24 protein-coding genes are annotated in these 22,853 nt (G+C 59.4%); 10 read left to right on the forward strand and 14 right to left on the reverse strand.

The genetic code is table 11. The features are described from left to right. Positions 1-16 precede the first annotated feature (16 nt). Positions 17-2,080 carry a M13 family metallopeptidase gene (locus VJU77_14915; protein ID HKP04641.1) on the reverse strand — a complete coding sequence of 688 codons (2,064 nt, stop codon included), beginning with the start codon at positions 2,078-2,080 and terminating at the stop codon, positions 17-19. 103 nt (positions 2,081-2,183) lie between these two features. On the opposite strand from VJU77_14915, the gene VJU77_14920 reads away from it, so the two are divergent. Further along, positions 2,184-2,582, forward strand: coding sequence for a hypothetical protein (locus VJU77_14920; protein HKP04642.1), 399 nt, complete (start codon positions 2,184-2,186; stop codon positions 2,580-2,582). An 11-nt stretch (positions 2,583-2,593) separates the two neighbouring features. Here the strand turns inward: VJU77_14920 and VJU77_14925 are convergent, their stop codons facing one another. Further along, positions 2,594-3,682, reverse strand: a complete 1,089-nt coding sequence (locus tag VJU77_14925) for a transporter substrate-binding domain-containing protein (protein HKP04643.1) — start codon at positions 3,680-3,682, stop codon at positions 2,594-2,596. A gap of 62 nt (positions 3,683-3,744) precedes the next feature. Next, positions 3,745-4,614 (reverse strand): hypothetical protein, encoded by an 870-nt coding sequence (locus VJU77_14930; GenBank protein ID HKP04644.1) that lies wholly within the window; start codon positions 4,612-4,614, stop codon positions 3,745-3,747. Positions 4,615-4,831: 217 nt separating this feature from the next. Between VJU77_14930 and VJU77_14935 the strand changes: the two genes are divergently transcribed. After that, entirely contained in the window at positions 4,832-6,943 is a 2,112-nt protein-coding gene (locus tag VJU77_14935; protein HKP04645.1) for a hypothetical protein, read from the forward strand. Between the two features lie 7 nt (positions 6,944-6,950). On the opposite strand, the gene VJU77_14940 is transcribed toward VJU77_14935, so the two are convergent. The 8 genes from VJU77_14940 to VJU77_14975 all read right to left on the reverse strand — a co-directional run bounded on the left by VJU77_14940 (position 6,951) and on the right by VJU77_14975 (position 15,104). Further along, complete coding sequence (locus VJU77_14940) at positions 6,951-7,334, reverse strand: VOC family protein (GenBank protein ID HKP04646.1); 384 nt, start codon at positions 7,332-7,334, stop codon at positions 6,951-6,953. A gap of 58 nt (positions 7,335-7,392) precedes the next feature. Next, entirely contained in the window at positions 7,393-8,628 is a 1,236-nt protein-coding gene (locus VJU77_14945; GenBank protein HKP04647.1) for a M24 family metallopeptidase, read from the reverse strand. Between the two features lie 112 nt (positions 8,629-8,740). Further along, positions 8,741-9,151, reverse strand: coding sequence for a hypothetical protein (locus tag VJU77_14950; GenBank protein HKP04648.1), 411 nt, complete (start codon positions 9,149-9,151; stop codon positions 8,741-8,743). A 204-nt stretch (positions 9,152-9,355) separates the two neighbouring features. Continuing rightward, entirely contained in the window at positions 9,356-11,026 is a 1,671-nt protein-coding gene (locus VJU77_14955; protein HKP04649.1) for an AMP-binding protein, read from the reverse strand. Further along, complete coding sequence (locus tag VJU77_14960; GenBank protein ID HKP04650.1) at positions 11,020-11,376, reverse strand: hypothetical protein; 357 nt, start codon at positions 11,374-11,376, stop codon at positions 11,020-11,022. The genes VJU77_14955 and VJU77_14960 overlap by 7 nt, the downstream gene beginning before the upstream one ends. Positions 11,377-12,306: 930 nt before the next feature. Then, complete coding sequence (locus tag VJU77_14965) at positions 12,307-12,762, reverse strand: hypothetical protein (GenBank protein ID HKP04651.1); 456 nt, start codon at positions 12,760-12,762, stop codon at positions 12,307-12,309. Between the two features lie 130 nt (positions 12,763-12,892). Next, positions 12,893-13,432: a hypothetical protein gene (locus VJU77_14970; protein ID HKP04652.1), complete on the reverse strand. Its 540-nt coding sequence runs from the start codon at positions 13,430-13,432 to the stop codon at positions 12,893-12,895. Positions 13,433-13,982: 550 nt separating this feature from the next. Further along, entirely contained in the window at positions 13,983-15,104 is a 1,122-nt protein-coding gene (locus tag VJU77_14975) for a tetratricopeptide repeat protein (GenBank protein ID HKP04653.1), read from the reverse strand. A gap of 87 nt (positions 15,105-15,191) precedes the next feature. Here VJU77_14975 and VJU77_14980 point away from each other — a divergent pair, with 87 nt between their 5' ends. Genes VJU77_14980 through VJU77_14995 form a run of 4 tightly spaced genes read left to right on the forward strand, consistent with a single transcriptional unit; the run spans position 15,192 to position 17,864 of the window. Continuing rightward, positions 15,192-16,058: a TraB/GumN family protein gene (locus VJU77_14980; GenBank protein ID HKP04654.1), complete on the forward strand. Its 867-nt coding sequence runs from the start codon at positions 15,192-15,194 to the stop codon at positions 16,056-16,058. After that, complete coding sequence (locus VJU77_14985; GenBank protein HKP04655.1) at positions 16,055-16,579, forward strand: NAD(P)H-dependent oxidoreductase; 525 nt, start codon at positions 16,055-16,057, stop codon at positions 16,577-16,579. The genes VJU77_14980 and VJU77_14985 overlap by 4 nt, the downstream gene beginning before the upstream one ends. A gap of 6 nt (positions 16,580-16,585) precedes the next feature. Further along, entirely contained in the window at positions 16,586-16,993 is a 408-nt protein-coding gene (locus tag VJU77_14990) for a DUF1801 domain-containing protein (GenBank protein HKP04656.1), read from the forward strand. Between the two features lies 1 nt (position 16,994). After that, positions 16,995-17,864 (forward strand): type II CAAX endopeptidase family protein, encoded by an 870-nt coding sequence (locus tag VJU77_14995; protein HKP04657.1) that lies wholly within the window; start codon positions 16,995-16,997, stop codon positions 17,862-17,864. A gap of 323 nt (positions 17,865-18,187) precedes the next feature. Here VJU77_14995 and VJU77_15000 read toward each other — a convergent pair whose 3' ends face one another. Next, complete coding sequence (locus tag VJU77_15000) at positions 18,188-18,340, reverse strand: hypothetical protein (protein ID HKP04658.1); 153 nt, start codon at positions 18,338-18,340, stop codon at positions 18,188-18,190. Positions 18,341-18,488: 148 nt separating this feature from the next. Beyond that, entirely contained in the window at positions 18,489-18,806 is a 318-nt protein-coding gene (locus VJU77_15005; protein HKP04659.1) for a hypothetical protein, read from the reverse strand. A gap of 196 nt (positions 18,807-19,002) precedes the next feature. On the opposite strand from VJU77_15005, the gene crcB reads away from it, so the two are divergent. After that, complete coding sequence (crcB, locus tag VJU77_15010; protein HKP04660.1) at positions 19,003-19,404, forward strand: fluoride efflux transporter CrcB; 402 nt, start codon at positions 19,003-19,005, stop codon at positions 19,402-19,404. Between the two features lie 44 nt (positions 19,405-19,448). Continuing rightward, positions 19,449-20,159, forward strand: a complete 711-nt coding sequence (locus VJU77_15015) for a DUF72 domain-containing protein (GenBank protein ID HKP04661.1) — start codon at positions 19,449-19,451, stop codon at positions 20,157-20,159. Positions 20,160-20,338: 179 nt separating this feature from the next. Here the strand turns inward: VJU77_15015 and VJU77_15020 are convergent, their stop codons facing one another. After that, positions 20,339-21,193: a Ku protein gene (locus tag VJU77_15020; protein HKP04662.1), complete on the reverse strand. Its 855-nt coding sequence runs from the start codon at positions 21,191-21,193 to the stop codon at positions 20,339-20,341. A gap of 128 nt (positions 21,194-21,321) precedes the next feature. Here VJU77_15020 and VJU77_15025 point away from each other — a divergent pair, with 128 nt between their 5' ends. Together VJU77_15025 and VJU77_15030 are read left to right on the forward strand one after the other, a co-directional pair. Further along, positions 21,322-22,428 carry a hypothetical protein gene (locus tag VJU77_15025; GenBank protein HKP04663.1) on the forward strand — a complete coding sequence of 369 codons (1,107 nt, stop codon included), beginning with the start codon at positions 21,322-21,324 and terminating at the stop codon, positions 22,426-22,428. A gap of 86 nt (positions 22,429-22,514) precedes the next feature. Beyond that, a complete protein-coding gene (locus tag VJU77_15030) occupies positions 22,515-22,850 on the forward strand; it encodes a hypothetical protein (GenBank protein ID HKP04664.1) in 336 nt (111 codons plus the stop codon). The last annotated feature ends 3 nt before the right edge of the window (positions 22,851-22,853 follow it).

Raw genomic sequence — 22,853 nt, forward strand, 5'->3', positions numbered from 1 at the left:
CCGCGGCTTCGAAAACTCACCAGATTCGCACTCGGTCTTTCGGGTCTACAAACAGCTTCTCGTCCGGCTGCACTTTGAAAGCATCGTACCAGGTGTCGATGTTCCGCATCACGCCGTTGACGCGATATTGCCGCGGCGAATGCGGATCGCTCACCACCTGACGACGCACAAAATCGTCCCGCACCTTGCCGCGCCAGGCCTGGGCCCAGCCGAGGAGAACGCGTTGCTCGCCGCTCAATCCGTCGATCATCAGCGACGCGTTGCCCTGGAGCGACGCTCGATACGCGTCCAGCGCAATCACGACGCCGCCGAGGTCGGCGATGTTTTCGCCCATGGTCAGCTCCCCATTCACTTTCGCGCCGGGCAACGGCTCGAATCTCGAATATTGCTCACCGAGCACCTTGGCGCGGGCCTCGAACGTCTTCGCGTCTTCCGCCGTCCACCAGTCATTGAGCTTGCCCTCGGCGTCGAACTTCCGGCCCTGGTCGTCGAAGCCATGGGTCAACTCGTGGCCGATCACCGCGCCGATCGCGCCGTAGTTAATCGCCGGATCCGCGTTCGCATCGAACATCGGCGGCTGAAGAATGCCAGCAGGGAAAACGATGTCGCGCAGCGCGCCGTTGTAAGCATCGTTGGTCTGCGGCGTCATGCCCCAATCCGCCATGTCGACCGGCTCCGGCAGGCGTCCCGAGTAGAAGGCCCAGTCGGCCGCGCCCGCGCGGCGCACGTTACCCACGAGATCGTCATCGCGGATTTCGACTTTCGAATAATCGCGGGCCTTATCCGGATACCCGACCTTGATGTTGTAAGTGTCGAGCTTCTTGAGCGCCTGCACTTTCGTCGCTTCGCTCATCCAATCGAGCTTTGTGATCCGCTCGTGCATCGCCACTTTCAGGTTGCGGACCAGCTCTTCGATCTTGGCCTTCGCCGCGGGTGGAAAATATTTCGCGCTGTAAAGTTGGCCGACCGCCCAGCCCAAATTGCCGAACCGATCGTAACGATCGCCCGCGCCGTAATCCCCGCCGCTCACCGCCTGGACGCCGCGTTTCCACCGGACCTTCTGTTCTGCCTGTCCGGAAAGCGTCTTGTTCCGCATCTCGAAGAACGCGTCCACGAAAGCCTTCGAAAGATACGGGGCGGCGTGATCGGCAATGTTGAATGCCTGCCAGGCCTGAATGGTCTCGATCGGCGCCTTGTCGAAAATCTCGGCGATCTTCGGGAACGCCGATTTCTCTGCGACCACCACCCGTTCCACTTTCGATAAGCCCGCTTCCGCGAGAAATTTCCGCCAGGCAAATTTCGGCGCGAGTTTTTCCAGCTCCGCGACAGACATCGCGTTGTAGGTCGCCACCGGATCGCGCTGTTGCGTCTTCGTCCAGCTCGCGTCCGCGATCTTCGTTTCGAGATCGATTACTTCCGCGGCGCGTTTCTCCGCGTCCGGCCACTCGAGCAATTTCAAGAGCTGCACGGCGTAGGTCTGATACTTCTGCTTCTTCTCCGCGAAGTCGGGCTTCAGGTAATAATCGCGATCCGGCAAGCCAAGCCCGGCCTGTCCCAGATAGACTGCGTATTTTTTCGGCTCCTTGATATCGACATCCACTCCCACGGCGAAGACGCCACCGTGAAAATCGGAGTTCTGCCGTCCCATCGTTGCCGCCAGCGCGTCCCGAGTTTTCGCGGACCGAATCTTCGCCAGCGTTTCCTTCAACGCCGAGGCGCCTGCCTTCTCCACGCGCGCCTCATCCATGAACGATTTGTAGAACGCGCCGACCTTGCCCTCGATCGTCGTTGGTTTCGGCTCCGCCTTCTTCGAGTTTTCCTCCAGGAGATCGTGGACGCGTTGTTCTGTTAGATCGGTCATTGCCAGCCGCAGGCTGTAACCCGGCTTGTCCGCCGGAATCTCAGTCTTATCGAGCCAGGCGCCGTTCGCGTAGCGGAAGAAATCGTCGGCCGGTTTCGTTTTCAGGTCCGCGCCTTCGGTGTCGAAACCCCACGCGCCATATTGCGGTTTGCCGGCCGGCTGGGCGAAGGCGACGGCGAGAGATAAAACGAGGATCAACAAGGCGGCTCGCGTTTTCATAGGGAGCCGTTTTAGCTGGGATCGGTGATCCCGGCTATAGGTATTGTTCGTCCGGCTGGGAAAAATTGAGAAACTAAGGTTTTAGAATCCGTCATAGACGAGCATGTATTCGCCCATTCGATTCTTCGCTGTTGTCACTCTCAGTCTGCTTTGGCTCATGTTGTGTCCCGCAAGCGCCCCGTCTTCGGAGCCGCCGAAGTATCTGGCCAAGGTCACGTTCGCCAAAGGGCTCGTCTTGCATTTCCCCGATTTCGATGTCACTCCCGCCGAGAAACGCCGGGTCACTCCACCGCAGTATCCGCGCGGCTGGTGGGTTTATGATTTTGTTGTCCGGAGCAAGTCGGGCGAACAAACGGTCTCCTGGTCGGCGGGCACCGGTGACATTGGCCCCGCCCGCTTCAAGGTTGATGGCGGCGAATTTCAGATTGAGCTGGCTCACTCCGACAAGCTCGGAGCATTGGGAGAGGACGAGCTGGTAATCTCGAAAGTCGAGCGGCGGTGAATTAGCTACAGCTATTCCGTGTTGGCCCCGAACCATTTCTTTTGCAGCTCATCGATAAAGCCGCGCTCGTTCAAGGCCAGGAGGGCGCGATTGATCGGCAGCCGCAACGGGCTGTCCTGTTGCAATCCGATTCCGTACGACTGCCTCTCGAACGTCGGTCCGACCAGGCGCAGCCGCGTGCCGATCTTCTTTGAAAGGTAATAACGCAGCACCGGCGCATCATAGACCACCGCCTTCACCTCTCCCGAGTTCACAGCCGCGATTGCCGTCGCGATGTCGGGATAGGAGGAAACCTTCGCTTTGTTACTTCGCAACCACGTTTCCGCGGTGCTCCCCGCAACCGTGCCGACCTTTACCCCGGGTAAATCGCCGGGGCCGCCGATATCGCCGGTCAGGCTTTTCACCGTCATCTCCGTTGTCACCGCCGCGGTGAAATAGGCGATGAGCACGATGCTGACGACCATCCAGAGGATCGCGACCAGGCGTGCCGGCACGCCCATGGGGCCTTTGGCTTCGCAGCCACCGGTGCAGAGCATGCTGATCGTCCACCAGAACGATTCCCAGACGCCCGGTCCGTACGGCTCCGGGTACATCTCCGCGTTGCGCCGTCGCTCGAACCACCACACCAGATGCGAGATCAGGAACATCACCAGGAACACGAGCCCCAGGACCTTGAGCGTGTTCCAATTCATGAATTGCCGCATCATGTTCGAGCCGAAATTTCCGCTGCCGGCAGCTACGTTGCCGGCCACGAGGATTTGCAGCCCGGAATCGTAATACGGCTGCGAAAAATCCATCATGGCATGCCGCTCCGCCGTGATGCTGATCGCCGCGATCGCCACATCCGCCTGTTTGGTTTTCACTGCGTCGAGCATCTTCGGTACGCCGTCGACGCTCTGCATTTCGAACTGCAGTCCGGCTTCCCGCGCGACCGCTTCCCAGAGATCGATGCTGAATCCCACGAGCTTGCCGTTCTGCGTAAATGAGAACGGTTCGATTGGCTTGGTGACGACGCGAACCTTTTGCTGGGCAAAGCCAGACGCTGCGCCTAACGACAAGCCGATGACCGCGAAGAGGAGCCGGCGGAGAGCGATTCGCACCAGCGAGGGATAATTGGAATGCGTGGTTTGTGTCAATTCCCCGCTGTTATGGCCGCGCTCTCTTAATAAAACAAGTTGGCGCCGAAATCTGGAATCCGCCCAGTTTGGACCTCTGCGCTCCATTGATCGAGCTGCTTTCCTCCGAGGCTCCAAAACTTGCGGCAAAGCTCGAAATACTGGAGCACGACCTCTCTTTCGCCAATCTCTAGCAGGTCTTTCGCCAGACTCATATTCGGACCGAAGCTGTTCATCTGGGGCGACCCGGGGCTCTTTCCCGCTTCGAGCAAATGCCGTTTTGCATCGTCGATGCGTTTTTCGCAGATAGCGATTCGGCCGAGAACAAGGTTCGCGTTTTGAATCGCGTTGCCATAGTTCCAGCAAGAGTCGAATTTCGGGGCCAGCGCCCGCAATTCCTCCGCGTACCTCCGGGCATCGTCGATATTACCCGCGATGAAACTCTCCCTGGCCGCATCCCCAAGCGCGTAAAACCTCTCCTCTTCGGTTTTCGCCTGATTTAGTTCGCTGATTGCGCGATCGAGCCGTTCCTGCTGAGTGAACGCCAGCTCCGGGATGATCCTGGTATCGGCACTCCGTTTTTTCGCCATCGGAACGAGCAGCACTGAAGTTACGAACCCGAGGAGAGTCACGGCTACGACAGCAACGCGTGGAAGCAACGGCCGGCGCTGGTAGAACCACCTCCACAGCTCGACGGCTGCATAAAGAACGGTAGCGCCAGAAAGAAGAATGCTACCAGCGAACTCCGGCAGACGGGTGGCCGGAACTCCCCAATACAACACCCGCCAAAGTTCGCCTGCGCAGAGCAGGAGGGACAGGAGCATGGCGAAACTAACCGCCGCCACCCAGAGAACTGAAAGGAATTTGACCATCAATTGTTTGGCAGAAAATGGATACTGCCGCGCGGCATTCTGCATGCAGGAAACGAGCCGTCTCCTCCTGCGATTTTAGAATTGGCACGATCTCCGTTTGCTTAGCCGCGGCCTGCCAGGTCGTATGACCAGGCCCGGGTCAAGAAAAGCCTCTACTTCGCAGAACAAGATGCCTAGGATCGACTCGCCCGCGATAGGTGGGACGAGGTCTTGGGGCGAACAACTTCAAAATTCCCTAAACGGGCTGAACTGGAGGACTAAGATGTTTAGCAAAATGTTACGTTGTCTGTCGCTCTTGCTGCTCTTGCTCTTGAACAACAGCGTTAGAGATTCCGTTGAGGCAGCGGGGAATAGCCCGGGAACACGTGTCCCGGGACCGGACGTCATCACTGGAGACATGGATGAACTGGCCGTCTATGGAAACACCCAGACGCGTCTTGGCCTGGGAATAGGGATAACCTCCTGCAATGCCGGAGACGCGGAAGCGCATTTCGTTGCCTTTCCCAGCCTCAATCATCCCACCGTCGCGCAAAACCTCTACCGAATGAGCGGCGGATCGGGCAATGACGATCGTTTTGAACAAATTGGCCAATCCTGGGTAAAACATACTTATGGCGCAGACGCGGCCAATTTGTGCGGTTTTGGTTGTACTCGGCCAACCCCATTTGACGGCACTCGTCTTGGCGTTGGGTGTTCCGATACCTATTTTTCCTTTCAAAGCGCGTGGCAAGGCGATCTCGGGTCGCGGGCTTGGGTAAATCCTTTTACCGGTAATTTTCCGTCGACGGCAAGGGATCACACCGGCCACACTCATGCTCCCGAATCGCACATGATTCTGACGGAGTCGGGCGATTTGGATCCCGCGGCAAATCCAGGCGCGACCTATTATGCCGAAGTCCAATACAACACGCCAGATGAGTATACGTGGTGCCAGACTCATCCCGGGCAATGCAACATGTACAACAATGCGTCCTACCGTCGGTACGATGTCGCTGTCGGCGCGAGTAGCTTCACTTTTTCTGCCCCTGGAGAAACCGTGCGGATGAGTCCGGCCATCAATGCCTGGACTGGAGCGACCATCGTTCCAATTGAGCCCGAGGCGGGTGCCGACGGTCGCGGGTTCGTAGCTTCCAAAGTGACCAACCCGTCCGCGGGGGTGTGGCACTATGAATACGCCGTCTATAACCAAAATCTCGATCGCGCCATCCAATACTTCAGTGTGCCTCTGGGATGCGGCGTCAGTGTGAGCAACCTCGGATTTCACGCTCCGCTCAATCATCCTGGATTCCCCAACGATGGAACCCGCGGTGACGCGGGATTCAGCAACGCTGCCTGGACCTCGAGTCAGACTGCCGGCGCGGTGAGCTGGAGATCCGAGACTTTCGCCCAGAACCAGAATGCGAACGCCATTCGCTGGGGCACGTTGTATAATTTCCGTTTCGATGCCGATCGTCCGCCGCAGACAACGAATGCGCTGATCGGATTCTTTAAGACGGGATCTCCGGTTCTCGCCGCAATCCAAGGCCCGGCCCCCTGCAATGCGACCCCGACACCTGCGCCCACTCCATTTCCGCCGGGAACCGCGCAGGCCGTAAATCTTTCCACGCGGATGCGGGTTCAGACCGGGGAAAATGTTGGCATCGGCGGCTTCATCATTACCGGTAACGCGCCGAAACATGTTCTTCTCCGGGCTGTCGGACCTTCTCTGGTCCGGGCGGGTATCTCCAATGCGCTGCCCGATCCCGTGCTGGAGCTGCACGGTCCTGGCGCGTTTGTCACCAGCACGAACGATAACTGGCGAGATAACGCTGCGCAGGAGGCGGCGATCCTGGCCACCGGTCTCGCGCCTGCCAACGATCTCGAATCGGCAATCGACACCACCCTGGACCCGGGCGCTTACACTGCAATTGTCAGGTGTACGAATTCCACTCAAGGGGTCGCCCTGGTCGAGATTTACGATCTCAACCCGGAAGCTCCTTCGAAGCTAGGCAACCTCAGCACGCGGGCCTTTGTCGATACCGGGAACAACATCGTGATCGCCGGCTTCATTGTCGGCAGCCACAGCGGGAATGACAGGTTTGTAGTGCGTGGGATGGGCCCGAGCCTCGCCGCGGCCGGAGTGTCCAATGCCCTGGCAAATCCTACTCTGGAACTGCGCGATCAAAATGGAGCGCTCTTGATCGCGAATAACGACTGGCAGGAAAACCCGGCCCAGGCAGCGGAAATCAGCGGCGCGGGTCTGGCGCCTGGAAATAATCTCGAAGCAGCGATTGCGGCGACGCTTTCGCCGGGGCTCTACACGGCTTTGCTGGCGGGAAACAATGGCGGCACCGGTGTTGGTCTGGTGGAAGTCTACGACCGCGGATCGCCCTAACTTTTAATCAATTAGCGTCCGCGACGTCGTAGGTCGTGATCTCGAGCTGAAATCCGTCCGGGTCGCGAAAGTAGATCGAGTGCGAAATGCCGTGGTCTTCAAACGCAAAGGGGATGCCTTTCGACGCAAGCTCGGCCTGCGCCGATTGAAAATCGCCGCTGGTCGCCGCGCGAAACGCAAGATGCGACACCGCGCTGCGACTCCCGGCCTGCTCGCCTTTCTTCTGCGGGAAGAGGGCCATGAAGGTGGAGCCCAGCCGAATGAAGATCGGCACGCCCGACCACTCCCCTTGAAATACGTGCTCAAACCCGAGTGTGCTCACATACCACTCCATGGTGCGTTCCGGCGACGCACAATGAAGAGCAGCGTGGTCGATTTGCTCAAGTCGCATGGGGCGGTACCACAATCTGCAATCTGCAATCTGAAATCTAAAATCGGCAATGGCGCCCCTACAGCGCCTTCAGGATCGGCACGATCTCCGTCTGGATCGGTTGGCCGGTGACTTCGATATCTTTCTCGCCGACGTAAACGTCGATCTCGGAGCGGACGCCGAACTTTCCTTCGAGATAGATGCCGGGCTCGATGGAAAACAAAACGCCTGCCGTGATAAAGCGCGAGTCGCGCGTCTCGAAGTTATCGATGTTCACACCGTTGCCGTGGCATTCTTCACCGATCGAATGGCCCGTGCGGTGGGTGAATTGCTCGCCGTAACCGGCCTTCTTGATCACGCCGCGCGAGACATCGTCCACCTCGGCGCCGTGGATCCGTCTTCCTTCCCGGACATTCTTGCGCACGAACTCCGTCGCGGCGTCGCGGGCTTCCCGGACGATATTGAAAATGCGGACATGCTCCTCCGGCACCTTATCTCCGACGAAACCGGTCCAGGTTTGATCGGTGCAAATGGCACCCGTCTTCTTTAGTTTGCTCACGATATCGAGCAGGACGAAGTCGCCGCGTTTGATCGGCGTCGCCGCTTCGCGAGTAGGGAAGTAATGCGGGTTCGCGGCGTTGGCGTTCACGGCGACGATGCCCTCCTCGCGGACCATCCCTTCTTCCTCGAGCCGGCGGGCAATGAACTGTTGGATGTCGTATTCAGTGATCGCCTTGTCCGCGCGGATATTCCGGCCGATCTCGGCGAATGCATCCATCAGGACGCGATGCAGTTTGTCGGACGCTTCGAAGTGCGACTGCTTTTGTTCGGGGGTGACGACCGCTTCGAATTGCTGGACCAGTTCGGCGCTGGTGACTACTTCCGCGCTGCGCCGGACCAGCTCCACCGTGCCGGCATCGACGCGCGAGATGTAGGGAATGTCGTTGTCCGGCGAATACTGCATCGCGACGCGTTTCTGCGTCCGGTCTCGAGATCGTTTTTCCGCGGGACCGGCGATCGCCTGGGCCACAAAGGCGTGCAGTTCTTCCCAGCCGCGATAGATCACCCGCTGGCCCGGGAGAGCGTCGAGTTTCCCGCGCTCGATCGAGTGAACGATCTTGGTCGGTTCGCCTTCACTGGGGATGTAATAGAACCAGCGGCGGGAACCGGAAGCGTGCTCGCCGAGTTTCAGGATGCGCGCTGCGAGCGGATCGCTCCCGCGAAAATCGTAGAAGAGCCAGCCATCCAGTTTCGCGGCGCGCAGAGCTTCCTGGATCGCCACGACTCGTTCGGCAGGTGTAGGGTCGGCACGCATGGCGGGGGGTAAGATGAAGAAAACGGCGAGCGTTGCCACCGCGAAGAATTGGGTCGGTCGCATAAGAGAAGAAGGAGTGTAGACGCCGGCGCGGTTGCGCTCCAGCGTTTGCTTACGCCAACCCGTGCCGCTGGCGGATTTCGGCGAAAGCCTTGTCTGCCACTTCCGCCGACAACTCCAGCCAATCCACGGCTTCTTTCAGCTGGCGGAAGACGCGCACATTCTGGCCCTCGGAATAGCCATGAAAAATTCGGGCGAACCCGTATTGCTTGTCGCCCGCCACCACGGCCCGAAGCGAGCGCGGCGCCAGAACCGGCTCGCGTGCGAGCGACCAGATCTGGTCGTTGGAAAACCGCATCTCAGTCACATCCGTCAGGTTGGCAATTTGCCGGAAAGTTGCGTCGAACGCAGCGTCCTGGGTCAGGCGCCGCCGATGTTCTTCGAGGTCCGCGAAGGAAAGGATGCCCCAGCCGTAACTAAAAACCACCTGGTGTTCCGAGAGGATGATGAAGTCAGCTGCCATAAATTTGTCGGCCTGCCGGGAATTGAGGGAAACCAAATGACTCCGGGAGGAGATGGTTTCATCTAATCACTCAGTGGAGGCTGTCAACATCCGGCGATTCGAAAAACCGCCGCTCCGGCGCGGGTTCGTTCGCTCTGCGATCGGTGGCGCAGCCCGCGAGGAAAAGCAGACTCAACAGCAGGATTAAGATCGCCGCTCTCATTGCTAAACGTCCTCTTCCCAGAATTCGGTTGATGCCTTCACCCGCCCGGCGCGATGTTCGGCCGCGCGGAGCTGCACGCGGCGAATCTTTCCGGAGATTGTCTTTGGCAGCTCGGAGAACTCGAGGCGGCGAATGCGCAGGTAGGGCGCGAGGCGTTCGCGACAGAAACTGAAGATCGAGCGCGCTGTCTCCGCGGTCGGCGCGTAGCCGGGTTTCAGCATGATGAACGCTTTCGGCACGGCGAGCCGAAGCGCGTGGGGACTCGGCACGACCGCGGTCTCGGCGATCGCCTCGTGCTCGATGAGCGCGCTCTCCAGCTCGAACGGACTGATGCGGTAGTCCGCGCTCTTGAACACATCGTCCGCACGACCGACGTACCAGTAGTAGCCGTCGGCGTCGCGCGAGGCGACGTCTGAAGTGCGGTAATAGCGGTGGCCACCGGCCTCCGCCACCGGCATTTGCGTGTCGAGATATCCGGCCATCAGCCCGACGGGCGGCGGATCGAGCTCCACGCCGATCTCGCCGTCTTCGCTTTGGTTGCCATCGGGATCGAGGAGGGCTACGCGGTAGCCCGGGAGCGGTTTACCCATCGACCCCAGCTTGACCATTTGCCCCGGAGCATTGCCAAACATCGCCGTCGACTCCGTTTGTCCGTAGCCGTCACGAATCGTGATACCCCAGGCCTCCCGCACGCGTTCGATGACCTCGGGATTCAGCGGCTCGCCGGCGCTCACGATCTCGCGAAGCGCGGGACGCCACGCCCGAAGATCCTCCAGGATGAGCATCCGCCATACGGTCGGCGGCGCGCAGAGTGTGGTCACGCGGTGCGCGACGAGCATGTCGAGGACGCGCTTCGCGTCGAAGCGGGCGTAGTTGAACACGAAGATCGTGGCGCCCGCATTCCAAGGCGCGAAGAAGCTGCTCCAGGCGTGTTTCGCCCAGCCGGGCGAGCTGATGTTCCAGTGCACGTCACCTTCCCGCAGCCCGATCCAGTACATGGTGGAGAGATGGCCGACCGGATAGCTGACGTGCGTGTGGAGCACCATCTTCGGCTTCGCCGTGGTCCCGGAGGTGAAGTAGAGGAGGAGCGGATCGTTGCCACGCGTCTCCCCCTCGGGCACGAAATCGCGTTCCCCCTCAGTGCGGTACGGAATCCATCCTCGACGCGGCGGGCCCACGGCGATGCGCGTGTAGTCACCCTTCACCTCATCGAACTTCTCGGCGCCCTCGGCGGCGATCACGTGCCGGATGCCGCCGCGATCGATCCGGTCCTGAAGGTCCTCCCCGGTCAGCAGCGTCGTGGCCGGACTGAAGACGGCGCCGAGCTTCATCGCGGCGAGAACAGTTTCCCAGAGCTCGGGAACGTTCCCGAGCATGATCAGGATCCGGTCTCCGCGACGGACGCCCTGCCGGCTGAGGAAGTCGGCCACGCGGGTCGAGCGTTCGCTCATTTCCGCAAAGGTGCGCGTCAGGGAGGTCCCATCATCCTCGACGACGTGGAGCGCGGTGGTCGAATTGCCGCGCGCGATCGCGTCGAAATAGTCGAGCGCCCAGTTAAACCGGTCGAGCGATGGCCAGGCGAACTCGCGGTAGGCCTTGGCGTAGTCGTCGCGGTGCCGCTGCAGGAGCTCGCGGGCCCGAAGAAAGGCGGATTCGTTTGGGCGAATCACCACTTGATTGTCTTGAGGTTGGCGCCTTGGTGCGGCACGAATACGGTTCGCGCGTTTTCATCGACGGTGAGCGGGATCCGCCACCGTTTGTGATCGTCTCCGTCGAGGACCCAGGTTTGCTGGTGTCCATCTGGAAGAATGTGCCGGAGCTCGGTCGTGTAGAAGTCAAAGTGGTTCCAATACTGAACGACGCGAAATTCGCTGCCATCGCTGAGCCGAAGCGACGCGATCGTGGGAGAGCGATCGACGAGGACATCCGGCAGCCAAACCCCGATCGCAAGCGGCAAGCACAAAAGGGCGGCAACGACCAAAGCCAAAACCAACAGAAACTTTACTGCGCGGCGAGTGCTCACAATCTAAATACAATGGAGCGGACTGACCCGCGGCAACATAAAAGCTCTTACTTTGCTTTCGTGTCGACGCACTCATACAGGCTCGTCCGGCAAACCTCGCCCGTTCCAGCTGCGGCTTTCTCCTGCCAGCGTTTGTACGCAGAGTCGAATGACTCCGGATATACATCATCATTTTTCCTTCGACTGAGCACCTCGACATGAATGGAAGAGCGCGTCGCTTTCAGTTTTCCACTTTCAAATTCCGCCTTTCAATGGGCTGCCAGCCGTTCGCGCGAGCGGCTGGTTATTTGGTGCGGTCGGAGTCAGGGACAAATTACGTGTGTCCAGCATGCAATGAATTCCTCGTAGGTGACCAAAATGTGTCTGTCATGAAAAGTCCGAAGTAGCCGTGGGGCATAAACGGCGGACACCGCCAAGACGCAGCAGAGCAGCGCGATAATGAAGCGCCGCTGCAAAAGCGCGGCTAACAGCGTAACGGCAGAAGCGACGAGGCCGAAAAGCGCGTATCGAGGTATCGAAACAAAATAGGACGCATCAACGTGATTCGCGTAGGGCTCGGAGCCGTCCGAACGAAAAAGCGTGTAGCGATGAAGTAGTTCTCCCCAGACAAAGAGCAGGCTGAACGTGGCAACGGCGAGCAATGCCAAAGTGGCCAATCGGACCGTACGATTCAATGGGGGCGCGAGCACCATCTAACGAGAACAAAATGAGCGGTGGCGGATAACCTGCCCGCAATCGCTGCGCGATAGCGCTGCGGGCGTGGGAGAGCGCGTAGCTCGGAGTGGACATGTAGAAGTCATCCCCAAAGTGCACGCACAGCGGTCCGTCGTTCCCTCCCCTTCGGCTCGCTCAGGGCCTTGAGCCTGCTGCAAGCCTTGAGTCTTGCGAAAGGTCGAAACGGCATCGTATGGTTAGGAGTATTAAGTGGCTTTAATGTGCGGGTTGGATGTAAGTGATTTCGAGAATGGCGCGTTTGTTCAAGCGGTAGCTGCCGAAGCCCTGAAATCGCCGTTCATAGGGCACGCTCTTTCCGAGGTAAGGCCTCGGCTGATAATGAAAAGTGCCGATAACACGAACATCGCGATTCGCAACACGCCGCCCCTCCTCAACTTCCCGCGCTGTTCGCCGGTAAGAACTTGGCTCCTTGGAATCTGACCCCAACCAGATGGAATCGTCGACGGTACCGCTGCTCATCGCTCGGCTGCTCGCATAGAGCTGGCTGTCTTCGGCGTGCACGGAATAATAGCCCGTTACGTCGACGCGCTTGCCGACGAATTTTTCGGGGGCGACCAGCAGCTGCTGGACGGTAACTCTGACCGGTGACTCGCCGGCTGACAACGTCGCAGAAGCACAGACTAGTAATAGTAGAAGAGTGATCCGCGTCATACGCCTAACGAGAAGAAGATGAGCGACGGCTGGCGGGAGAGCGTCGCTTCGGCTTGAGGGTGGAAGTTTATAGAAAGTGAGGAACCAAAGCTGCCAGCCGTTGGCTCCGCCGTTTGGTTAGATGTCGTCGTCATGGAAGCCAGTGCTCCACATCCACAATCTTCCATTCGCCTCGCTCCAGCTGCACGACATAAACTGTACTTTCGCGTCCGGAACCTTTGGTCCAGACTCTGACCTTGCCCTCGAAATCGCGATCAATGGTGATCGGATTCGACGTGCGCCGGCGAATCACCCGTGTAATCTCGAGGGTCTCGCGTTTGCTGATCTCTCGTTGGCCGTAGTCGCTATAGGTGAACTGAGGGTTGAGCTCGCTAGGTGTCTTCCAATCGATATGGTGCTGGTCACGGAGGATTGCCTTCTTTTCGGCCCAAAATGCGAAGATGAATTTGTCATTGCGTTTAACATTGGCGACGCGACGCTCGGCTGCGGCATCCACCGCGGCGAAAACGTCGCGTAGCTTTGGGTCGTCCTCCTGCGGATCAAAGCGCTCGCCCGCGGCACGCGGACGAGCGTGGCGGACGGCCGTCTCCTGATAAATGGGGTCTGGCTCGATCGCATATGCATGATAGAGGCTCCACAGGGTGAACAGAATGACGAGGCGCGCAGACATCTAACGGGAACAAGATGAGCGACGGCCGACCTACCCGCAACCGCTGCGCCGCGCCTGCATCGCTGTTGCGAAGCACTGCGGGCATGGCGGTAGCGATGCGGGCGACACGAGGCCGCGCGTCGCTCGGAGTGAAGGTGGAGAAATCATCTCAAAAGTGGAGCGGACAGCGGTCCGCCGTTCGCTCCCCCTCGGCAAGCTCTGGGCCTTGAGCCTGCTGCAAGTCTTGAGCCTTGCCGAAAGGTCGAAACGGCATCGGATGGCGCGGCGCGCCGTCCCTACCATTGATTCGCGCAGTGCCTGCAACACTGTGCGTAGCATCGCGGGCAGGTTTATTAGCGGCCATTCGCGGTTGTCCCCGCTTTAGTGAATCGCGCTTTCAGCGCGGAGGATCGACGGGGATTCGCGAGTCCTGGGGCGTTGCCCCAGGCTGATCTGAAATTGCGCCTTTGGCGCAGAGGGCGTTTTCGAAAGGGTCGCTACAGAGACGACGGTGGAGACACCGCCGCTACAGAAGACGGCGGTTTGGAAAGCGCCGCTCCTTGGTCGACTATCAACCCTTAGCTTTCTTGCTGCTGGGAGCGGAGCGGGCATGAGCGGCGGCGCGGTCGGCTTCGGCGGGTTGGCCGAGGGCGCGGTACTCGTCGGCCAAATGACGCCAGGCGAGGGTGAGGCCGGGAGAGATCTGGGTCGCTTTCTCGAAGGCTTTCACAGCTTCGCGATGCATCCCTTTCTTTTGGTAAGCGAGCCCGAGATGTTCCCAGACGGCGGCATAATTTTTCGGGGCCAGATTGGTGGCGGTGCGCAAATGCTGAATGCCGGCATCGACCTGGCCAGTGGCCTGAAGGCAGAAGCCGAGCTGGGCGTGGATGAGATAATCCCGCGGCGCTAGCCGGGCGGCGCGCTGGAGCGGGGCAATGGCCTGCGCGATTTTGTTCGCGTTGATATAAGCGTACCCGATGATCGCCATGATGTCGGCACTGTCGGGTGAGACCTCGGCGCCACGGGTTAGGGCGCCCAACGCGGCGCTCATGTTTCCGCCCGCCCGCTCGCTCCGCGCGAGTTGCATCCAGGCGTCGGCGGAAGAGGGGGCGAGGGTCGTCGCTTTGCGGGCGTATTGCGCGGCCTCCGCGTTGCGGCCGACTCGCAGGCAGCAATCGCTCAAGGCTAGCCAGCCGAACAGATAACCTGGGTCCAGCTGCGTCAGCCTTTTCAGGGGGGGAATCGCGGCCGCATAATGTTGTTGGAACGCCTCGACCGCCGCGAGGCCAAGCTGAGTCCCCCCGAGGGAGGGATTCAGTTTTTCGCTTTGTTTAAGGGAACTGCGAGCTTCCGCGAATTGATTCGCCAGAATCGCGACCAGGCCCCGGAGGCAATGGGCGGCGGCGTTATTGGAATGGGCGGCCGTCAGTTTGCGGCAAAGTTCCAGGGCCCGCCCGAAGCTGTTGGAGTTGAGCGCGGCAAAGATTTGAGGCACAAGCGGGTCGCTCACCGACGCATCGGATTTGTGAATCGCCTTTTGCACCGAAGGTTTCACCAATTTTTCCGGCGGCGGCAATTTCTTGAGCAACCGGTCGATGGACGGGTCCTGGCCGTTTGCGATCGAAATGGTGATGGCCGTCAGAGCGAGAACTGAGACGAGCAAGCGGGAACAGAGGGTGGGCAAAGGTTTCACGGGGGAGGAGGGGGCCAGAAATGTTTATTCCCGTCAATACTGAATAACTGGCTTGTCGCTTTTCGGCACTGCTGATAGAGGCAGAGCGTGTTTTTCAAAAGCCGATTCCCAGGACTGGCGTTTTCCCTCGTCGCGTTGCTGCTAACGGCCGGCTCCGTCGAGGCCTCCTCCGGGTGTGTCTGGAAGGTGACCGGCCCGACGGGTGGAACTCTTTATCTCGGCGGGTCGGTGCACGCGCTGCGCAGCTCCGATTACCCGTTGCCTCAGGCTTACAACATCGCGTTCGACGCCTCTCACCGGATCGTCTTCGAAATCGATCCCAAAGCCCTGGCCGGCTCCGGCGACGCGCTTCTCAAGGCCGGCAAGTATCCCAAGGGAGACAACCTCAAGAATCACGTCGATCCGCGGACCTACGAGTACCTGAAGCGGATCTTTTCGCTGATGAAAATTCCGGAGTCAAAATATTCGCAATACCGGCCCTGGTTGTTGGTCCTGTTGCTCGATTCTCCGCAAAGCGGCGTGTCCGATGAGCTCGGAGTGGACGAGTTCCTGATCAAGCGGGCCCGGGCAAACTCGAAGCCGGCCCTTGGACTCGAGTCGGCCCAGGAACACTCCGCCGTCTTCTCCGGACTCTCCGATAAGCAAAGCGAAGCGCTTCTTTTGATTACGCTGATCCCGCAAAGCGGCGGCGCGGATCGGGGGGCCGTCATGTCGGCGTGGCGTCGTGGCGACGTGGATACGCTGGCGCGCATCACCCACGCATCGTTCGCCGATTTTCCCGCCTTCGGCAATCGCATCATCGGTGCGCGCAATCGGAATTGGATCCCGAAGGTGGAAGAATATTTGCGGGGCGGTAAGACTTACTTCGTAGTCGTGGGCGCCGCGCATCTGGGCGGGAGCGACGGACTCCTGGCGCTGCTCAAGGCGCGGGGTTATCGGTTGGAAAAGCTGTGAAACTCCTCGTTATCAGCACGAGCGGCAATCCGGACAGCAATAGCCGCCGGATGGCACGCCGGGCTTTTAAGCATTTGGAGAAAGCGAAAGCCGAATGCACCTGGCTCGACATTAGCGAGCTCGGTTTGCCGTTGTGCGATGCCGACGCCTGCTATACGCAGCCGGCCGCCCAAAAGGTAAGCAAAGCAATCAAGGCGGCCGACGGCATTCTCCTCGCGACGCCGGTTTATAATTACGACGTCTCCGCCGCGGCGAAAAATCTGGTCGAGCTGACGGGGAGCGCGTGGGAAGAAAAGGTTGTGGGCTTTCTCTGCGCGGCGGGCGGGATGAGCAGTTATATGTCGGTGATGGCGTTCGCAAACAGCCTGATGCTGGACTTTCGCAGTGTGATTATTCCGCGCTTTGTTTATGCGACCGGACGTGCGTTCGAAGGCGACGACCTGAAGGACACGGAAGTGGGCGAACGAATCGACGAGCTGGCAGATGAGCTGATTCGCTTCACCAAAGCGCTCCGCGGTTGACAGGCGATGAAGAAGGAGCCGGCTACGCCAACCGAGTACCTGGCGAGTCTGCCGCCGGAACACAAGGCGACGGTCACCGCAATCCACAAGGCAATTCGCAAGGCGATGCCGCAACTCAAGCCATTCATGCAATCCTGGGGGATTGGTTACGGCCGCTATCGCTACAAGTACGAAAGCGGCCGGGAAGGGGACTCGGGCGTGGTTGCGATCTCGAGCCGGAAGCGCGGCATTAGTCTTTACCTTAGCGGCTCTGACGAGAGTGGTTATTTGGCGGAACGCAACGCGCATCGCCTCGGCAATGTCAACGTTGGGCGGGTCTGTGTTCGCTTCAAGAAACTCGAGGACCTGAACCTCAAGGTCGCTCTCGAGTTAGTGAAGAAAGCCGCGCGCCAGCTGAAGGCCGACCTTTACTAAAGTGGCTGCCACCGAATCAGCCGCGCGGGTCTGGAAGAAGATCGCGACCTTTTACGCGTTCACGCTGGGCTTCAGTCATGTTTTTAACGAATTCGTGTTCCACGCCGGCAAGATGGACGCGGGCAATTTGCTCTATGTCACCGGCGCGATGTGGAGCCCCGGACTGTCCGCACTTCTCACCAAACGCCTCTTCGACGAACCAATCGGCGAGTTGCCGTGGAAGTGGGGCGGGACGCGCTACGCCTGGCTGGCTTATCTCATTCCGCTGGCTTACGCTCTTCCGGTTTATCTGGTCACGTGGCTCACGCCACTGGGTGGTTTCCTCGAACCCGATTTTCTCAGCCGCACGGCCGCGCAGATGGGGTGGTCAGGCTATCCTCCATCTTGGGCGCTTTTGCTCTTCGTTCTGTTAACTGCCACCGTTGGCCTTGTTGGCAAAACCTCGCGGGCCCTGGGTGAAGAAATTGGCTGGCGCGGCTTCCTTGTCCCGGAACTGAACAAGGTCGTCGGTTTCACCGGCGTCAGTCTCATCAGCGGGCTGATGTGGGCCGCCTATCATTTCCCGGTCCTGCTTTACGCGGATTACAACAAGGGTGCGCCCGCCTGGTATAGCCTGACCTGCTTCACGCTCATGGTCGTGGCTGACTCGTTCATCCTCGCGTGGCTGACGTTGCGGTCGAACAGTCTTTGGCCCGCCGCCATTTTCCACGGCAGCCACAATCTTTTTATTCAATCGATCCTCACCCCGCTCACTCGCGATACCGGCCGGACGAATTACGTCATCGACGAATTCGGTATCGGCCTGGTGATCACGGTCGGGATCGGCGCGATCTTCGCCTGGCGCGCGTTTGTCCAGCGCCGTCCCGCTTAGCGGCGCTCTTTGGCCGGCTCAGTAACGGCCCGCCGCGGCGGGCCGCCGCCACGCTCTTATCTTAGCATCCCCGGTGGATCGAGAGCTCTGTCGCTCGATTGTCTCCGGCGCGCCGCGCCCTCTGGACAAGGAGGGGCGCTTTCCAAACCGCCCTCTTTTGCAGCCGTCGCCCTGTGGGAGACGCAAGGTCGCGTGTCCCTGCTCAGCCCCGGCGTTTCGCGCAGCGAAACGGCTACAGAAGAAGGCGCGGCGCGCCGAAGAGATGCCGTACGGCGTCGCTCGAATTGCACGAGCAAGAGCAAGAGCGAAAGGATCGCTCGATCCTATTTGCCCAGCAAAATGAGAATCCCGGCGACAAGGGCCAGGATGGGCAGCACGATGGCGGCGGCGCCCAGGCTGACGCCGAAAATGCCGACGATTCCGACTAGGATGAGGTAAATGGCCAACAGCAGCATGCCCAGGTTCTTGGTAATCATGGCCCGATCCTGACTGGCCGCGGAAGTTTGTCACGCGCGAATCTCGACTGGAACTACGGGTGGGGCGGATTCGGCCGGAGCTACCGCATCGTAAATCTTATCGGCAGGACAAAATGCTGCCCGGCGTTCACTCCTCCTGGCCGGGATGTCACCCGCGCGGCACAAACACGCCGCCGGTTACGATGACACGCTCCTCTGTCGCCGGCTTCGGCTTTTGCGGCGGAGGATTCTTGCATTGCGGTGCGCTCCGACCGGTGAGTTGAGAATGTGTCTGGCAGGCACCGACCACTAGCGGCGCCGAGGCGGTCAGGAGCCAGGAAAAAATCCGACGAAACCGGCTGACCACTCGTTCGCGAAAGAGGTCCCGGCGGGTGACCATGCTGCCATCTCCGCGACGCGTGTAGGTCACGCATACCCGCTCGCTCTGGGTCCGCGTCATAACATTGGCCACGCGACGACGCGACATCGCGGAGAGGTTCTGGACATTGAGCTGACAGTGATCGCAGTACCGGACACGAGAGTTCCCACGCATTTCGTCCCACCGCATCGGGCAAGGCGAATCAATTTCTGGCGGAAATTTCATGAACGGGTTGAACTCAGCGAGATGACAATGAGCCCGGCGCATCGGAAGGTCAATCGAAGGGACTGACTGGGCAACTTGCATGTTCGACAGCAAACAGATTCTAATGGTGGCGCTGGGCGGCGCGCTTGGTTCGGTGGCGCGCTACAAACTCGGCGGCGCAGTCCTGCACGAGACGCAGACATGGAACTTCCCACTGAGCACCTTTTGCGTGAACGTGGCGGGCTGCCTCGTGATCGGTCTGCTGGCCGGGCTCGTCGAGCATCATGATTTGTTCTCGATGCGGACTCGGTTGTTCCTGTTCACTGGCCTGCTTGGCGGGTTCACGACCTTCTCTGCTTTTGGCTATGAGACGCTGTTCCTTATTCGCCGGGGCCTGGTTTCAACCTCGATGCTTTACGTCGGGCTTAGCGTGGTCTGCGGTCTCGCCGCCGTTTTCGCCGGATTCAAAACGATCGAGATCTTCTGGCCGGCGCAGCATTAATTAGCTGATTGATTTCGCGCCCGGCCCGGCGTTATCCAAAAAGCATGAACTACTGGATCGGCACATCGGGTTTCCAATATCCGGAGTGGAAAGGGCCATTTTATCCGGAGGATTTGCCGGCGAGCAAGATGCTGGCGTTTTACGCGGAGCGCTTCGCGACCACGGAAGTGAATTACAGCTTTCGGCGAATCCCGAGCCCGAAGACGATCCAGAATTGGTGGGAGGGAACGCCCGAGCGTTTTAAGTTCAGTCTCAAAGCACCCCAGAAGGTGACGCATTTCGCGAAGCTGAAAAATTGCGGGGACACCATGCGCTATTTTTGCCAGGTCATTACGGACCTGGAAGCCAAGCTCGGTCCGGTGCTGTTCCAATTGCCGCCGAACTTCAAGAAGGACACGGCTGTGCTGGGCGAGTTTCTCGAGGACGTGCCGGCGGGACTGCGGGCCGCGTTCGAGTTTCGGCATCCCTCGTGGTTCGATGAGGAGGTGTTCGCGATCCTGAATGGAAAGAACATTGCGCTCTGCATTGCGGAAAGCGCGGACCTGAGCACTCCCGTGGTCGCGACGGCCGATTACGGTTATCTCCGGCTTCGACGCGAAGATTACACCGACGCCGACATGGAACGGTGGGCCACCGCGATCAAGGAGAAGGAAAGTGTCTGGCCGGACGTTTTCGTTTATCTAAAGCACGAAGAGAGCGGCATGGGGCCGAAGCTGGCGAAACAGCTGATGGAGAAACTCGAGGTAAAAGGCTAGCCCGCGAATGACGCGAATGGAGAAAACAGACGGGTTCGATCCGGCCGGGCGCAGCGCGCCGTCCCTAACATTGATTTGCGCCCATTCGCGTCATTCGCGGGCCCGAGCGTTCCACGCGGGCCGCATGGGCGGCGCTACAGAAGAAAGACGGCGGTTTGGAAAGCGCCGCTCCTTGATGCTTACGCCGCGACGCGACGCTTTTGCTTGACCAGCGTTGCGGTAGATCGGCTGCTCGAGCGGGCCCCGTTTCGTTTCGGTTTGACCGCCTGATTCCGATTCAAGCTTTCCTGAAGCACCTTTACCAGGTCGACCACGTTCGTCGCGCGGACGGCAGGCGCCGGTTTGCCAGTGACCTCTTTGTGCTGCGCTTTCTGTTCGATCAGCTCCATCACGGCGGTGCGATATTCGTCGCGGTATTTTTCCGGCTCCCACGCGACCGACATGCTCTCGACGAGCGATTGCGCCATCTTCAATTCCTTGTCGGTAATCGCCGTGACGCTGCCGTTCTTCAATTCCTCCGGGCTCAAAATCTCAGACGCGAAGTGCATCAGGTCGAGGACGAGGAACAATCCGTCCGGCTTTACCGAGGCAAGGTACTCGCGGTTGCTGATGACCACTTTGGCAATGCCGATCTTGCCCGTCCCGCTGAGAGCCTTGTGCAAAAGGGCGTAGGCTTTTTCGCCGCCTTTCTGCGGTTCCAGAAAGTAAGGCTTATAGAAAAATTTCGGATCGACCTGGGCGAGATCGACGAAATCGGTGATGTCGATCGAATGAGTGGACTCGATCCGGACTTTGGCGAAATCGTCTTCTTTCATCACCACATACTGGCCCCGCTCATATTCGAAGCCTTTGACGATCTGGTCCGCGCTCACTTCCTTGGAGTCGACTTCCGCCACTTTTTTGTATTTGATTGGGCTGAGATCGGTGGCCCGAAGCTGGCGGAAGCTGAGCTTCTCTTCGCGGGTGGCCGGGTAAACGGCAATCGGGATATAAACCAGTCCGAAACTGATACTGCCTTTCCAAATGGCGCGCATAGTGGTGGGAGGTTATTCACAACCCCCGGTTAATGTCAATCAAAGCAGGGTTTTGGCCATGTCTGAGAATTTTCGCAATACCCGTTTTTATGCTTGCCACATCTGTCGTTATTCGATATATCCGTCCCATGTTAAAACCTCGCCAGTTCCTTCGTGCTCTTGCAGCACTTACGGCCGGAGCCCTCTCCGGACTTGTTTCCCTCAGCAGCTTCGCGGCTCCCGCCGCCGGAGTGCTCGATGAGACCCACGCCAACGTCATGGCCGTCAAGGCCGTGCAGAATGAAGTAACCACCGACTGGATGCGCCAGAAGGAAGTCCTCGGGACTGCCATCGGGCTCGATGATTCCGGCAGGACCTCCCTGCTGGTTTACGTCGATCAGGACGCACCCAAGGCCGGTGAAGTGGTTCAGAATCTGCCGCGTGAGCTGCGCGGAGTAAGAGTGCAGGTGCAGTTGACCGATAAGTTCCGGTCCATGGTTGGTTCGGCCGCCAGCGTCACCGCGGTCAGCCATAAAGCGAAGCAAACGCCTCCCATTCAGCTCGGCACTTCCGGTGGATGGCGTTACGATTTGGCCAACGGTTTCTGCTGCGGCGGCACGCTCGGCTCGTTGGTTTCAATCGGCGGCGTCCAACACATCCTCAGTAATTATCATGTGTTCGAGGCGGATATCGTTCCCGGCGGCAACGGCAGGATAGCCCTCACCGGCGACCCGATAGTCCAGCCGGGTCTTATCGATATTAATTGCAACGCGGCCAGCGGCCAGGATGTGGCCACGTTGGTCAAGCGAAGCTCCCTTCCCGCCAGCAATGTCGATTGCTCTGTCGGCGCGGTCATTCCCGGAATGGTGCGCAGTGATGGCGCCATCCTCGAGATCGGAACGATCTCAAATCAGACTGTCGGGGCGTCGATTGGCCAGGCCGTGAAAAAGAGTGGGCGCACCACCGGGCTCACCCGTAGCTCCATTTCCGGTTTGAACGCGACCATCAGCGTTCAATACGAGAACGAGTGCGCTGGCGGAACCGCCTTCACCAAGACGTTCACCGGTCAGATCGTCGTCCGAAACAACGGCAGCCGTTTCCTGAACAGCGGCGATTCCGGATCGCTCATGGTGGAAGATGTGGCCACGCATGCGCGCGCGGTCGGCCTCCTCTTTGCCGGCAGCAGCTCGACGGCGATCGCGAACCCGATCGGACAGGTGCTGAGCTTCCTCGGCGCGACCATGGTCGGAAACTAAAACCTCAACCAACGAATCTTCGAAACACCCGTTCGCTTTTTGCGAACGGGTGTTTTGCTTTCTGGCAGGAAAGGCGATCATTCCTGATGGCCGGAAATCGATCGCGCTGGCTGAGCTTCCTTTCCTGTCTGGTCGCTCTCGCCTTCGCGGCCGGTTGCCAGAAAAATATGGCGCAAAACAATTCACCCGAGGCGAAGCGCGACATCAACGCGGTCTTGCATGATCACGACAAACAGTTGCTCGCGATCCCGGGTGTGGTCGGCGTGTATGTCGCTCTTTTGGAGGACGGCAAGACACCCTGCTTGAAAGTCATGCTCGCGCGGACCTCGGCGGAAACGGAACGGGCATTGCCCAAAACGCTCGAAGGTTATCCGGTTGTCGCTGAAGTGACGGGCGAAATCCGGCCGCTGGGAACCCCGTAACCT

This window comes from Chthoniobacterales bacterium (assembly GCA_035274845.1).
In the GTDB taxonomy this organism is placed as follows: Bacteria; Verrucomicrobiota; Verrucomicrobiia; order Chthoniobacterales; family UBA10450; genus AV80.

Excerpts from the sequence above, each read along its gene's own strand:
- VJU77_14915 (HKP04641.1), bottom strand. The coding sequence starts at position 2,080 with ATGAAAACGCGAGCCGCCTTGTTGATCCTCGTTTTATCTCTCGCCGTC.
- VJU77_14920 (HKP04642.1), top strand. The coding sequence starts at position 2,184 with ATGTATTCGCCCATTCGATTCTTCGCTGTTGTCACTCTCAGTCTGCTT.
- VJU77_14930 (HKP04644.1), bottom strand. The coding sequence starts at position 4,614 with ATGCAGAATGCCGCGCGGCAGTATCCATTTTCTGCCAAACAATTGATG.
- VJU77_14935 (HKP04645.1), top strand. The coding sequence starts at position 4,832 with ATGTTTAGCAAAATGTTACGTTGTCTGTCGCTCTTGCTGCTCTTGCTC.
- VJU77_14940 (HKP04646.1), bottom strand. The coding sequence starts at position 7,334 with ATGCGACTTGAGCAAATCGACCACGCTGCTCTTCATTGTGCGTCGCCG.
- VJU77_14945 (HKP04647.1), bottom strand. The coding sequence starts at position 8,628 with ATGCGTGCCGACCCTACACCTGCCGAACGAGTCGTGGCGATCCAGGAA.
- VJU77_14950 (HKP04648.1), bottom strand. The coding sequence starts at position 9,151 with ATGGCAGCTGACTTCATCATCCTCTCGGAACACCAGGTGGTTTTTAGT.
- VJU77_14965 (HKP04651.1), bottom strand. The coding sequence starts at position 12,762 with ATGACGCGGATCACTCTTCTACTATTACTAGTCTGTGCTTCTGCGACG.
- VJU77_14970 (HKP04652.1), bottom strand. The coding sequence starts at position 13,432 with ATGTCTGCGCGCCTCGTCATTCTGTTCACCCTGTGGAGCCTCTATCAT.
- VJU77_14990 (HKP04656.1), top strand. The coding sequence starts at position 16,586 with ATGAAGAAGGAGCCGGCTACGCCAACCGAGTACCTGGCGAGTCTGCCG.
- VJU77_15000 (HKP04658.1), bottom strand. The coding sequence starts at position 18,340 with ATGATTACCAAGAACCTGGGCATGCTGCTGTTGGCCATTTACCTCATC.
- VJU77_15005 (HKP04659.1), bottom strand. The coding sequence starts at position 18,806 with ATGTCGCGTCGTCGCGTGGCCAATGTTATGACGCGGACCCAGAGCGAG.
- crcB (HKP04660.1), top strand. The coding sequence starts at position 19,003 with ATGTTCGACAGCAAACAGATTCTAATGGTGGCGCTGGGCGGCGCGCTT.
- VJU77_15015 (HKP04661.1), top strand. The coding sequence starts at position 19,449 with ATGAACTACTGGATCGGCACATCGGGTTTCCAATATCCGGAGTGGAAA.
- VJU77_15020 (HKP04662.1), bottom strand. The coding sequence starts at position 21,193 with ATGCGCGCCATTTGGAAAGGCAGTATCAGTTTCGGACTGGTTTATATC.
- VJU77_15025 (HKP04663.1), top strand. The coding sequence starts at position 21,322 with ATGTTAAAACCTCGCCAGTTCCTTCGTGCTCTTGCAGCACTTACGGCC.
- VJU77_15030 (HKP04664.1), top strand. The coding sequence starts at position 22,515 with ATGGCCGGAAATCGATCGCGCTGGCTGAGCTTCCTTTCCTGTCTGGTC.